Genomic DNA, 12,621 nt, shown 5'->3' on the forward strand with positions numbered 1-12,621 from the left:
GCGGCCGAGAGCACCATCGCGCGGTCGGACGGCGCCATCACCGCGGCCGAGAGCACCATCGCGCGGTCGGACGGCGCGGTGGCCGCGGCGGAGGGCGTCCTCGGCCGGACCGCGCCGTTGGTGGAGACCTACGAGGGGCCGCTCCTGGCCCTGGCGCCGGCGGTGCGCCGGCTCGCGGCGTCCCTCGACCCGGCCGAGGTCGACGCGATGATCACGTTCATCGACCGGCTGCCCCAGCTGATGACCCACCTCGACGAGGACGTGCTGCCGGTCCTGGGGTCGTTGGGCAACGTGGGCGCCGACGTGCACGACCTCCTCGACACCATGCAGGACCTGCGTCAGGTGGTGAAGGGGTTCCCCGGCTCCCGGCTGTTCCGTCGGCGCGGGGCCGAGGAGATCGCCGAGAACGAGCAGCGGGAGTCCGACGGCGACCCGTCCCTCGACGGTCAGGAGCCGGAGCGCACCGGCTCCTGACCGCCGCCGCTCAGGTCTCCGTCGGGTAGCCCAGGGCGCGGACGACGTCGCCGATCCGCTCGTAGGTCTCCCCCTCGGGCAGCCGCTCCAGCTCCGCGACGACGGCGTCGGGGGCACGGTGGTCCCGCGCCGCCTCGACCAGGTCGGGTCCGGTGTTGGGGAAGTCCGCGCGGACCAGCCAGCGGGCCAGTTCGGCGCGGGCGACGACCGCGTCGGCGTCCATGCCCACGGGCGTGCCACCGACCAGCGTTCCCGCCGGGTCGGCCGTCAGGTCCGGCTCGCCCTCGGCGACCGGCTCGACCTCGCGCCACTCGTGGGCGCGGGTGGCGTGGTCGCCCTTGAGCATCCCCTGGATCTCGTGCTCGAGTTCCTCGTCCACCCGGGGACTGTGCTTGGTGCTGCGTGCCGATGTGCCGGCGAACTGGTCTCCGGTCTCGCTCACTGTCGCCCTCCTCCTGGTCCGTTCGTCACTTCTCGTGCAGGGCGCCGGGCTTGTGCACCGCCGTCTTGCCGGTCTTGTCGCTCTCGACCTCGTACTGCGGCTCGTCCTTGCTGGCCTTGACCTTCCGCCCGGACGCCTCCGTCTCCTTGGTGATCTTCCGCTTGACGGTGCCCTCGACCTCCTGGCCGTGGCTGCTCCAGGTGACCTCGTCACCCTTGCTGAACTCGTCCGCCATCTACCGCTCCCGTCCCGCGCCGTCGTCCCCCGCCCCTGCCCGCGCGGCGCCCGCGACACACATCACCCGTTCGGACCCCCGGATCACCCGTGCGGGCACTGGCACAGGCCTCGCGGTCACGTAGCGTTCACGTCGACGGGAGCTACCGGGACATCACGCCTGATGGAGGCGGATATCCCGATCACCCACGGTGACGTGGCCCGTCCCTCGATCGCCGGCCCGGTCGACCCCATTCCCCCGGGGTCGGCCGGGTCGGCCCCGTTCTAGGCTGACCGGACCGTGACTGCTCCCGACGCCACCCGCCCGGTCGACGTCCTCACCGTCGTGTCGGTCACCGACGTCACCCCGTCGGTGCGCCGCGTCCTGCTGTCGGGGACGCCGGCCGCGGCCAGGGCGGCGGGGCCCACCATCTCGCTGCTCGTCCCCCGCGTGGGCGACCCGGCCCCGCAGTGGCCTGCGGTGGCCCGGGACGGGCGGATCGTGTGGCCGACCGGGTCGCACGGGGTGAGCCTGCGCAGCTACACCGCCCGCCGGCAGGATCCCGACCGCGGCGAGGTGGAGATCGACTTCGTGCTGCACGGGGACGGGCCGGCCGCGGCATGGGCCGGCGCGGCGGGTCCCGGGACGACGGTCGGGGTCGCCGGCGGCGGTCCGCTCGGTGAGCGTCCCGCCCGATGGCTGCTGCTCGCGGGGGACGAGACCGCGCTGCCGGCGATCAGCCGGATCCTCGCGGAGGCCGCTCCCTCCACCGCGGGGGTGGCGCTGGTCGAGGTGGCCGGCGCCGCGGAACGCCAGCCCGTGCCGGCGCCGGCGGGCGTCGAGGTGCGCTGGCTGCACCGCGACGGCACCCCTCCCGGGGAGGGCACGCTGCTCGCCGACGCCGTCGCCGCTCTGGACCGGCCGCCGGGGGACGACGTCTTCGCCTGGGTCGCCGCGGAGTCCGGGGCGGTGCGCGCCATCCGGGCCGACCTCCGGGGTCGCTGGGGTCTCGGGCGGGCCCAGCACCACGCGATCGGCTACTGGCGCCGAGGGCGCGCCATGTCCCCCGCCGGCTGACGGCGACGGCGCGTCCGGTCGGCCGCTCGTCCAGGGACCTCACAGGTAGCCTCCAGGCCCGGCCCAGTCCCGCGCCGCACGCTCGTGGCATGACGACGGCTGCACGTCCGACAGGAGGTCGCGTGTCCGGCTCCCGCACTGCGGGGGGATCGGCGCCCGAGGCCCGCCTCCTGGTGGTCGACGACGAACCCAACATCCGGGAGCTGCTCTCCGCGAGCCTCCGCTACGCCGGGTTCGAGGTGGCCACGGCCGCCGACGGGCAGCAGGCGCTGGCGATGGCAGCGTCCTTCCGGCCGGACCTGCTCGTCCTCGACGTGATGATGCCGGGCCTGGACGGCTTCGGTGTGGTGCGGCGACTGCGGGAGAGCGGCCGGCACACCCCGGTGCTGTTCCTCACCGCGCGCGACGCCGCGGAGGACAAGGTCTCCGGCCTCACCCTGGGCGGCGACGACTACGTCACCAAGCCGTTCAGCCTCGACGAGGTGCTGGCCCGCATCCGGGCGGTGCTGCGCCGGAGCACCGGGCCGCAGCGCGCCGCCGAGGCACCCCGGCTGTCCTTCGCCGACATCGAGCTCGACGAGGAGTCGCACGAGGTCATCAAGGCCGGCACGGTGGTCGGGCTGTCGCCGACGGAGTTCAAACTGCTGCGCTACCTGATGGCCAACGCCGGGCGGGTGCTGTCCAAGGCGCAGATCCTCGACCACGTCTGGAACTACGACTTCAACGGCGAGGCCAACGTCGTGGAGTCCTACATCTCCTACCTCCGCCGCAAGGTCGACACGACCGAGCCGCGGCTGCTGCACACCATCCGGGGCGTGGGCTACACGTTGCGGCTCCCCCGCGGCACGTGAGCGCGTGAGCGGACAGGGGCGGCTGTCCCGCTTCCCGCTGCGGGTGACCCTGGTGGCGCTCGTCGTGGGACTGGTGGCGCTGGCACTGACCGTCACCGGCGTCGCCGCCAGCAGGCTGCTGCACGGCTACCTGGAGGAGCAGCAGGACGACCAGCTGCGGGCGGCCCTCGCGGAGGTCGTCCGGATCCCCGGTTTCCGGGAGGCCTGCGACAGCGGCGTGGGCGAGCCCTACCCGAACACGTACTACGCGGCCTGCCGCGCCCCCGGCGCGGCCGAGGCGACGGTCGTCTACGTCCCGCCGGGCCCCGGCGGGGAGATGCCCCGGCTGACCGGGAAGGGCGCCGACGAGCTGCTCGAGGGCGACGGGCACGCCGTGACGCTGCGGTCTGCCGACGGTCACGCCTGGCGCATGGTCAGTGGCGTGACCCGCAGCGGCTACACCGTGGTGGTCGGCACCGACCTGGCGCGCGACGAGCGAGTCATCGGCCGACTCGTCGCGATCGAGGCCATCGTCGGGCTGATCGTGCTCGCGCTCCTCGGTGGGGCCGGCTACGTGCTGGTCAGCAACAGCCTGCGGCCGCTCTCGGAGGTCGAGCGCACCGCCCGGGCCATCGCCGCCGGCGATCTGTCCCAGCGGGTGCCCACCGGGGACGAGCGCACCGAGGTCGGCCGGCTGTCGACGGCGCTCAACGGGATGCTGTCCCGCATCGAGCGGGCGTTCCGGGCCCAGCAGGCCTCCGAGGAGCAGGCCCGCGCCTCGGAGAGCCGGATGCGGCGGTTCATCGCCGACGCCAGCCACGAGCTGCGCACCCCGTTGACCTCGATCCGCGGCTTCGCCGAGCTCTACCGCCAGGGCGCGGTGGGCACCCCGGAGGAGACCGGACGGCTGCTGCAGCGCATCGAGGCCGAGGGTGCCCGCATGGGCGTGCTCGTGGAGGACCTCCTGCAACTGGCCCGCATGGACCAGCAGCGGCCCCTGACCATCACCCCGGTCGACCTGGCCGAGGTCGCCGGGGACGCCGTGCACGACGCCTGCGCCGTCCAGCCCCAGCGGCCGATCGCGCTGCACGTGGACGAGGCCCTGAGCGAGGTGCCGGTCGTCCTCGGCGACGAGGCGCGGCTGCGCCAGGTGGTCGGCAACCTGCTGACCAACGCCCTGGTGCACACGCCCCCCGACGTGCCCGTCACCGTGACCCTGTCGGACGAGCCGGGCACCGGGGAGGCGACCGGCGACGACGACGACGGCGGCGTGGTGGTGCTCCGCGTCGCCGACGAGGGCCCCGGGATGACCCCGGAGGACGCCGGCCGGGTCTTCGAGCGCTTCTACCGGGCCGATCCCTCCCGCACGGGCGTCGGCACCGGCCTCGGCCTGGCGATCGTCGCGTCGCTGGTCGAGGCGCACGGCGGCAGCGTGCAGCTGGACACCGCGCCGGGTCGCGGAGCCGCGTTCACCGTGCGCCTGCCACGGTCCGGCCCGCTCGTCCCCCCGTCCGGCGACGGGGTCGGGGTCTGAGCCGGCCGAGCGGCTCGTTACCGTCCGGCGGTGGACTCCGACGTGCAGGGGCAGCCCCCGGACACCGACCTCATGGCAGCGGTGACCGAGCTGGGCCTCGCGCTCCGGCAGTTCCGTCGACGCGTCGGTGCTCACCACCGTCCCCGCCGGCGCGCTGCGGGCCGTGGCCGCCGAGGCCCGCTCCGCCGTCGCGCGGCTGACCCGGGTCCAGCGTCCGCACACCCAGCTCTCGGTGCTCGACGACCCGCTGGTCTCCCGCCGGGTCCACGACCCGGTCAGCAGCGTGGGCAGCGCCATCGCCACCGCGCTCTCGGGGCAGCCGTGACCGGGCTCGCGAGGTCACGTACGTCCACAGCACCGTCGGGCGCCGGCCCGACCATCGTCCGCGAGGAGGACCGATGAGCGACGTCGAGGTCGCCGCCGCCGCGGCCCGCGCGGCGGCGGCGGCGCTGCTGCAGCTGCGTGCCGAGGGGCGGTCGAGCGGCCGGGCGCTGGGCGACGCCGGGGACGCCGCGGCGCAGGCTGCCATCACCGGGGTGCTGGGGGCCGCCCGCCCGGCGGACGTCGTCTTCAGCGAGGAGGCGGCCGACGACCGGCGCCGGCTGGACGCCGCGCGGGTGTGGATCGTCGACCCGCTGGACGGCACCCGGGAGTACGGCGAGCCGGGCCGCCCGGACTGGGCGGTGCACGTCGCCCTGTGGGCCGACGGCGACCTGGCTGCCGCGGCCGTGGCCCTGCCCGCGCTGGACGAGGTCCTCGTCACCGACCCCGCTCCGGCCGTGCCGGCTGCCGGCGGCGGGCGCCTGCGGATCGCGGTCAGCCGCACCCGTCCGCCGGACCAGGCGGGTGCGGCCGCTGCTGCGCTCGACGCCGATCTGGTGCCGCTGGGCTCGGCCGGCTTCAAGGTGACCGCCGTGGTCCGCGGGGAGGTCGACGCCTACGTGCACGCGGGCGGCATGTACCAGTGGGACTCCGCGGCCCCGGTCGCCGTCGCCCGGGCCGCGGGCCTGACCGCCGTCCGGCTGGACGGGACGCCGCTGAGCTACAACGGCGCGGACCCCTGGTTGCCCGACCTGCTGGTCTGCCGCCCGGAGCTGGCCGGCCGGCTGCTGGCGGCGGTCCGCCCGGCCGGCTGAGCCGGGGGTCGCTGCCGCACGGGAAGTCCGATGCCGGACACTGTGAGGGGAATCCTCCCGGAACCGGTGCGGTTGGTGCTGGTTCAGGTCCTGTCCCCGACGTCCGGAGCCGAACGCGTGCCCACACCCGACTACCGGCTCTCCCAGCTGGAGACGCTGGAGGCCGAGTCCATCCACGTGATCCGCGAGGTCGCCGCCGAGCTGGAGCGGCCGGTCCTGCTGTTCTCCGGCGGCAAGGACTCCATCGTGATGCTCGAGCTGGCCCGCAAGGCGTTCGCGCCGGCCCGCATCCCCTTCCCGGTCATGCACGTGGACACCGGCCTGAACTTCCCCGACGTGCTGGAGTTCCGGGACAAGCGGGTGGCCGAGCTCGGCGTCCAGCTGATCGTCGCCTCGGTGCCCGACGCGATCGCGGCCGGCACGGTCAAGGAGGAGCCGAACGGCTCGCGCAACCGCATCCAGACGCCGGTGCTGCTCGACGCCGTGGAGGAGCACGGATTCACCGCGCTGTTCGGTGGCGCCCGCCGCGACGAGGACAAGGCCCGCGCCAAGGAGCGGGTGTTCTCCTTCCGCGACGAGTTCGGCCAGTGGGATCCGAAGAACCAGCGCCCGGAGCTCTGGGACCTCTACAACGGCCGGATCCACCTCGGCGAGTCGATCCGGGTGTTCCCGCTGTCGAACTGGACCGAGCTCGACATCTGGCAGTACGTCCTCCGCGAGGAGATCGAGATCCCGGCGCTCTACCTCGCGCAGGAGCGGGAGGTCGTCGAGCGCCAGGGGATGCTCTACGCGGTGAACGAGTTCATCCGCCCCAAGGACGGCGAGCAGGTGCGCCGGGAGACCGTCCGCTACCGCACCGTCGGCGACGCGAACCTCACCGCCGCCGTGCTGTCGGAGGCGACCACCGTCGAGGAGGTCATCGCCGAGATCGCGGTGACCCGCATGACCGAGCGGGGCGCCACCCGCGGCGACGACAAGGTCAGCGACGCCGCCATGGAGGACCGGAAGAAGGAGGGCTACTTCTGATGGCCGTTCCCCTGCACTCCCCCGAGGCCGAGCACGCCCACGACCTCGCGCTGGCCCGCAAGGACATCCTGCGCATCGCGACCGCCGGGTCGGTGGACGACGGCAAGAGCACGCTGATCGGCCGGCTGCTCTACGACAGCAAGGCGATCTACGAGGACCAGTACGAGGCGGTCGAGCGCGCCAGCAAGGGCGACTACGTCGACCTCGCGCTGCTCACCGACGGGCTGCGCGCCGAGCGCGAGCAGGGCATCACCATCGACGTCGCCTACCGCTACTTCAGCACCCCGCGGCGCACGTTCATCCTGGCCGACACCCCCGGCCACGTGCAGTACACGCGGAACATGGTCACCGGCGCCTCGACCGCCGACCTGGCGATCGTGCTGGTCGACGCCCGCAAGGGGATGCTCGAGCAGAGCCGCCGGCACACGTTCCTCGCGTCGCTGCTGCGGGTGCCGCACCTGGTGGTCGCCGTCAACAAGATGGACCTCGTCGACTGGTCGGAGGACGTCTACGAGGGGATCCGGGACGAGTTCACGGCGTTCGCGACGAAGCTGAACATCCCGGACCTGACCGTCGTGCCGGTCTCGGCCCTGCACGGGGACAACGTGGTGACCCGGTCGGACCGGAGCCCCTGGTACCAGGGCTCCTCCCTGCTGCACCACCTCGAGCACGTGCACGTGGCCAGCGACCGCAACCTGGTGGACGTCCGGTTCCCGGTCCAGTACGTCGTCCGCCCGCAGTCCGACGCGTTCCACGACTACCGCGGGTACGCCGGGACGGTCGCCAGTGGCGTGCTGCGCCCCGGTGACGAGGTGCAGGTCCTGCCCAGCGGCCTGACGACGACGATCGCCGCCATCGACGGTCCGCGCGGTCCGGTCGCCGAGGCCTTCGCGCCCATGGCGGTCACCGTGCGGCTCACCGACGATCTCGACGTCTCCCGCGGCGACCTGATCTGCCGGCCGGCCAACGCCCCGCACCCGGCGCAGGACCTCGACGCCATGGTGTCCTGGATGACCGAGGAGCCGCTGCGCCCGCGGCAGCGCCTGACGGTGAAGCACACGACGCGCACCGTCCGCGCCATGGTGAAGGACGTCCAGTACCGGCTGGACGTCAACTCGCTGCACCGGGACCTGACCGCCGGCGAGCTCGGGCTCAACGACATCGGTCGCGTGCGGCTGCGCACCACCCAGCCGCTGTTCGTCGACGACTACGCCCGGAACCGGGTGACCGGCCGGTTCATCCTGATCGACGAGGCCACGAACGCGACCGTCGGCGCCGGGATGCTCACCCCGGCCGGCTGACCGACGACGCCGCCGGGGCCTCGCGGTCCCGGCGGCGTCGCGGCCCCCAGCGGGGGTGCTTCCTCAGGCTGCGGCCGACGCCGCCCCGGCCGCCCGCTCCAGCGCCCGGCGGGTGAGCAGCCGGGCCAGGTGACGGCGGTACTCCTGGTCGGCGTGCATGTCCGCCCCGGGGCTGGTGCCCTCGTCGGCCAGCGCGGCCGCCTCGGCGATGGAGGCCCCGCGGGCCAGCGCCTCCTCGGTCGCGGTCGCCCGCACCACCGAGCCGGCCATGTTGGCCAGCGCCACCCGGCCGTCGACCGCGGCGGCGGCGACGATCGGCCAGTCGTTGGCCCGGCGGGTGAACTTCTCGTACGCCCAGCCGGCCGACCCGGTGCGCGGCACGCGGATCTCCACGATCAGCTCGTCCTCGGCCAGGGCGGTCTCGAAGAAGCCCAGCCAGAACTCGGTCAGCGGGATCGTCCGGCGGCCCTCGGGCCCCTGGACGACGACGTCACCGCCGAGCGCGAGCAGCGCGGTGGGCAGGTCCGACGCCGGGTCGCTGTGCGCCACCGTGCCGCCGATGGTGCCCCGGTGCCGCACCTGCGGGTCACCCACCTGGCTGGCGGTGTAGGGCAGGAGCGGCACCTCGGCCGCCGCGACGGCGTCCTTCTCCAGCTCGTGGTGCCGGGTGCCGGCGCCGATCGCGACCTCGTCGCCGTCCACCCGCACGTAGGACATCCCGGGGATGCCGCTGATGTCCACGAGGTAGGCCGGCATGGCCAGCCGGAGCTTCATCAGCGGCAGCAGGGAGTGCCCGCCGGCGAGGATCTTGGCGTCGTCCCCGTGCTCGACGAGCGCCGCGATCGCGTCCTCGACCGACGTGGCCCGGACCAGCTCGAACGGCCCGGGGATCATCGGGCGACCTCCTGACCCTGCGGAACCTGACCGGCGGCCGGGCCGGCCTTGGCCGCGCTCTGCACCGCGCGGACGATGTTGTGGTAGCCGGTGCACCGGCAGAGGTTGCCCTCGAGGCCCTCGCGCACCTCGCGGTCGCTCGGGTCGGGGTTGTCGGCCAGGACGCCGATGGCGGCCATGACCATGCCGGGGGTGCAGAACCCGCACTGCAGCCCGTGCTCCTCGCGGAAGGCCTTCTGCATCGGGTGCAGCTCGCCGTCGGGACCGGCGAGGCCCTCCAGGGTCGTCACCTCGGCGCCCTCGGCCTGGGCCGCGAGCAGCGTGCACGACTTCACCGACAGCCCGTCGACGATCACCGTGCACGCCCCGCAGGAGGTGGTGTCGCAGCCGATGTTGGTCGCCTTCAGCCCCACGACGTCGCGCAGGTAGTGCGCCAGCAGCAGGCGGGGCTCCACCTCGTCGCTGTGCTGCTGGCCGTTGACGGTCATGGAGACCTGCATCAGTGGGTGCCCTCCTGCTGAGCCTGCTGGATGGCCCGCCACACCTTCATCGGCGTGGTGGGCATGTCGATGTGCCGGACGCCGAGGTGCGCCACGGCGTCGATGACGGCGTTGTGCACCGCGGGGGTGGAGCCGATGGTGCCCGCCTCGCCGATGCCCTTGGCGCCCAGCGGGTTCATGGGCGTGGGCGTGGCCATGTCGACCAGCTCGAAGCTGGGCAGCTCGGTCGCCGAGACGAACGGGTAGTCCGCGAGCGTCGAGGTCTGCGGGTTCCCGTCGGCGTCGTAGAGCACCTCCTCGAGCAGGGCCTGCGCGACGCCCTGGGCGATCCCGCCGTGCCGCTGCCCCTCGGCGAGCAGCGGGTTGACGATGGTCCCGGCGTCGTCGACGGTCACCACCCGCTGCACCTCGGTCTTGCCCGACTCGGTGTCGACCTCGACGACGACGAGGTGCGCACCGAACGGGAAGGTCGGGCCGCCCGCCTCGAAGCGGGTCTGCACCAGCAGCGGCTCCTTCTCGGCCAGCTGGGCCAGCGTGATGCCGGCGCCCGGGGTGCCCCGGACGCTCAGCCCGGCCGAGGAGAGGTCGATCTCCAGGTCGGCGGGGTCGGCCTCCAGCTGCTCCGCGGCCCGCTGCTTGGCGAGCTCCACGAGCTCGGTGGCGGCCTGGTGGACGGCGGCGCCGCCCTGCTGCAGGCTGCGCGAGCCCATGGTGCCGCCACCGCGCGGGATGCGGTCGGTGTCGCCGTGGATGACGGTGATCTTGTCCACCGGGATGCCGGTCTGCTCGCTGGCGATCATCGCCCAGGCGGTGGCGTGGCCCTGGCCGTGCGGCGAGGTGCCGGTGAGCACGGTCGCCGTCCCGTCGGGGTGCACCTCCATCTCGGCGGACTCGCCGGCGCCGAGGCCGGTGTCGGCGCCGGTGATCTCGACGTAGACCGACATGCCGATGCCCAGCTGCTTGACGTCGCCGTTCTCCCGGCGGCGGGCCTGCTCGGCGCGGAGCTCCTGGTACCCGGCGGCGTCCAGCACCTTGTCCAGGGCCGCCACGTACTCACCGCTGTCGTAGACCGCGCCCATGGCCGTGGTGTGCGGCTCGTGGAAGTCCGGCAGCAGGTTCTTGCGGCGGACCTCCGCGGGGTCCATGCCGATCTCGGCGGCGAACAGGTCCAGCGCCCGCTCGACCGCCGCCGTCGCCTCGGGACGCCCGGCGCCGCGGTAGGCGCCGATCGAGGTGGTGTTGGTGGCCAGCGCCCGGGCCTGGGCGTGCACCTTGGGGAAGGCGTACACGGCAGGGGCCATGAGCATGGTCAGCGTCGGCAGCACCGGCCCGAAACGCGGGTAAGCGCCGCAGTCCTGGTCGACGAGCAGGCTGTAGGCCTCCACCGTGCCGTCCCGGCTGCCGCCGATCGCGACCACCTGGTCCTGGCCGCGGCCGTGCAGCATCCCGACCAGGTTCTCCGAGCGGTTCTCCACCCACTTCACCGGGCGGCCGGCCTTCTGGGCGAGCCAGGCGACCATGGCGAACTCGGGGTCCGCGCCGATCTTGGCGCCGAACCCGCCGCCCACGTCGGGGGTGACCAGGTGCACCAGCGCCGGGTCCAGCCCCAGCCAGCCGGCGATCTGGGCCTTGGCCTGCTGGGCACCCTGGTTGGAGCAGAAGATCGTGACCCGGCCGTCCTCACCCCACGCCGCGGCTGCGGCCCGCGTCTCCAGGGGTACCGGGGCGACGCGCTGGTTGACCACGGCCTGCCGGACGACGACCTCGCAGCCGGCGAAGAAGTCCGCGGGCTCGGGCTCTCCGAAGGCGGCCATCACGTTGGTGCCGGCCTCGGGGAAGAGCAGCGTCTCGTCCTTCAGGGCGTCGGCCGTGGTCACCACCGCGGGCAGCGTGTCGATGTCGACCGACACCATCTCGGCGGCGTCCTCGCCCTGGTAGCGCTCCTCGGTGAGGACGACGGCGATGATGTCGCCGACGAACCGGACGGTCTCCGAGGCGAACCACGGGCGGGACATGGCCGCCGGCACCATCGGCAGCCCGGCGGGGATCGGGTCCAGGTCGGTGCAGTCCTCGGCGCTGTACACGGCGACGACGCCGGGCGCCTCGCGCGCGGCGGAGGTGTCGACCGAGAGCACGCGGCCGTGGGCCACCTGGGATCGGATGAAGGTCGCGTGCAGCGCACCGGTGAGCCGGTCGTCGACCAGGTCGTCGGTGTAGGTCGCACCACGCGTGAGGAACAGCGGGTCCTCCGTGCGGACCACGCGGGTACCGAGGATGCTCATGCGCTCACTTTCCGTCGGGCGAGAGACCGCGGTCACTATCCATGCACGTGCGCCGCTCCGCCAACCCCCTACCGTCCTGCGGAAACAGGGCCGGGCGGGCCGCGGGACGTCGTCCGCCCCCAGTCTCCCGGGGGCGGGGACGACGTCGCGCGCAGGGGGTCAGCCGCGGTCGTCGGGGGCCGGGGTGGCGGCCGGGTCGCCGTCCCAGTCCTTGCCTGCCACGTCGGCGTTCTCCGAGGCGCTGTCGGTCTGCTCGGCGACGGTCTGGACCATCTCCTCGTCGGAGAGCCCCTCGCCGGCGCTCTCGGTGTGCCCGGTCGGCTCGCTCATGCCATCGCTCCTCGGTCGGTCGGTCGGGTCCCCCGCCCCTCCCCGGGACCCGGCGGCGGCAAACTCGGTCGCCGACTCCTCCGCGCAACCACCGTTGCGCGACACGCCGGTTCCCTGCCACCCGCCTTGCGGGCCCGGTGGGCCCGGTCGATAGTGGACAACAGGATCGTCCACCATCGATATTGACCCTGGAGCACACCGTGGCCATCGACCTCGCCCCGCGGGAGTCCGCCGAGGAGCAGGATCCGGCCGCTCGAGCGCTCGGCGAGCTGCTCGAGGTCCTGGACGTCTGCATCGCCGACCTCGAGCGCGCCCGGAGCCGCGGGCGGGAGCTGCTCGAGCGGCGCCGGACCGGCACCCCGTGGCTGGACATCGTCACCGCGGAGTCCCGGCCACTGGTCGTCGAGCAGGTGAGCACGGTGATGGCGGCGCTGGCGACCGCCGGGGGCGCGTGGCGCCGCGAGCAGGCGCACGCGCTGCAGTCCGAGCAGGTGAGCATCAACCGGATCGCCGCGCTGTACGGCGTCACCCGTCAGCGCATCTCCGCGCTGCTGCGCGAGCGGGCCCGGAGCGTGGCCTGA

At 74.0% G+C, this 12,621-nt stretch carries 14 protein-coding genes and 1 pseudogene; 9 read left to right on the forward strand and 6 right to left on the reverse strand.

Annotated elements, in window-relative coordinates; all coding sequences use genetic code 11:
* Positions 1-474, forward strand: a pseudogene (locus tag GCU56_RS17675) (hypothetical protein); the annotation flags it as partial.
* 10 nt (positions 475-484) lie between these two features.
* Here GCU56_RS17675 and GCU56_RS25290 read toward each other — a convergent pair.
* Complete coding sequence (locus GCU56_RS25290) at positions 485-916, reverse strand: DUF2795 domain-containing protein (RefSeq protein WP_163483071.1); 432 nt, start codon at positions 914-916, stop codon at positions 485-487.
* A 25-nt stretch (positions 917-941) separates the two neighbouring features.
* Positions 942-1,151, reverse strand: coding sequence for a DUF2945 domain-containing protein (locus GCU56_RS17685; protein WP_163483072.1), 210 nt, complete (start codon positions 1,149-1,151; stop codon positions 942-944).
* Between the two features lie 279 nt (positions 1,152-1,430).
* Here GCU56_RS17685 and GCU56_RS25295 point away from each other — a divergent pair, with 279 nt between their 5' ends.
* The 7 genes from GCU56_RS25295 (at position 1,431) to GCU56_RS17720 (ending at position 8,034) form a co-directional block, all read left to right on the forward strand.
* Positions 1,431-2,207, forward strand: a complete 777-nt coding sequence (locus GCU56_RS25295) for an SIP domain-containing protein (RefSeq protein ID WP_163483073.1) — start codon at positions 1,431-1,433, stop codon at positions 2,205-2,207.
* Positions 2,208-2,329: 122 nt separating this feature from the next.
* Positions 2,330-3,058, forward strand: coding sequence for a response regulator (locus GCU56_RS17695; RefSeq protein ID WP_163483074.1), 729 nt, complete (start codon positions 2,330-2,332; stop codon positions 3,056-3,058).
* 4 nt (positions 3,059-3,062) lie between these two features.
* Positions 3,063-4,571 carry a sensor histidine kinase gene (locus tag GCU56_RS17700; RefSeq protein ID WP_345771912.1) on the forward strand — a complete coding sequence of 503 codons (1,509 nt, stop codon included), beginning with the start codon at positions 3,063-3,065 and terminating at the stop codon, positions 4,569-4,571.
* A gap of 127 nt (positions 4,572-4,698) precedes the next feature.
* Positions 4,699-4,896, forward strand: coding sequence for a hypothetical protein (locus tag GCU56_RS17705; RefSeq protein ID WP_163483075.1), 198 nt, complete (start codon positions 4,699-4,701; stop codon positions 4,894-4,896).
* A 73-nt stretch (positions 4,897-4,969) separates the two neighbouring features.
* Positions 4,970-5,707, forward strand: coding sequence for an inositol monophosphatase family protein (locus GCU56_RS17710; RefSeq protein WP_163483076.1), 738 nt, complete (start codon positions 4,970-4,972; stop codon positions 5,705-5,707).
* 117 nt (positions 5,708-5,824) lie between these two features.
* Entirely contained in the window at positions 5,825-6,733 is a 909-nt protein-coding gene (gene cysD / locus GCU56_RS17715; RefSeq protein WP_163483077.1) for a sulfate adenylyltransferase subunit CysD, read from the forward strand.
* Entirely contained in the window at positions 6,733-8,034 is a 1,302-nt protein-coding gene (locus GCU56_RS17720; protein ID WP_163483078.1) for a sulfate adenylyltransferase subunit 1, read from the forward strand. Before cysD ends, GCU56_RS17720 begins: the two co-directional genes overlap by 1 nt.
* A gap of 63 nt (positions 8,035-8,097) precedes the next feature.
* Here GCU56_RS17720 and GCU56_RS17725 read toward each other — a convergent pair whose 3' ends face one another.
* From GCU56_RS17725 to GCU56_RS23505, 4 genes are all read right to left on the reverse strand, one after another.
* Positions 8,098-8,928, reverse strand: coding sequence for an FAD binding domain-containing protein (locus GCU56_RS17725; RefSeq protein WP_163483079.1), 831 nt, complete (start codon positions 8,926-8,928; stop codon positions 8,098-8,100).
* Positions 8,925-9,428 (reverse strand): (2Fe-2S)-binding protein, encoded by a 504-nt coding sequence (locus tag GCU56_RS17730; protein ID WP_163483080.1) that lies wholly within the window; start codon positions 9,426-9,428, stop codon positions 8,925-8,927. Before GCU56_RS17730 ends, GCU56_RS17725 begins: the two co-directional genes overlap by 4 nt.
* Complete coding sequence (locus tag GCU56_RS17735) at positions 9,428-11,710, reverse strand: xanthine dehydrogenase family protein molybdopterin-binding subunit (protein WP_163483081.1); 2,283 nt, start codon at positions 11,708-11,710, stop codon at positions 9,428-9,430. The genes GCU56_RS17730 and GCU56_RS17735 overlap by 1 nt, the downstream gene beginning before the upstream one ends.
* A 159-nt stretch (positions 11,711-11,869) precedes the next feature.
* Entirely contained in the window at positions 11,870-12,040 is a 171-nt protein-coding gene (locus GCU56_RS23505; protein WP_204332354.1) for a hypothetical protein, read from the reverse strand.
* Between the two features lie 200 nt (positions 12,041-12,240).
* On the opposite strand from GCU56_RS23505, the gene GCU56_RS17740 reads away from it, so the two are divergent.
* The gene (locus GCU56_RS17740) at positions 12,241-12,621 is read left to right on the forward strand and encodes a hypothetical protein (protein WP_345771913.1); all 381 of its coding nucleotides are present in this window, start codon (positions 12,241-12,243) and stop codon (positions 12,619-12,621) included.

It is taken from the genome of Geodermatophilus sabuli (genome assembly GCF_010686765.1).
Classification (GTDB): domain Bacteria; phylum Actinomycetota; class Actinomycetes; order Mycobacteriales; family Geodermatophilaceae; genus Geodermatophilus; species Geodermatophilus sabuli_A.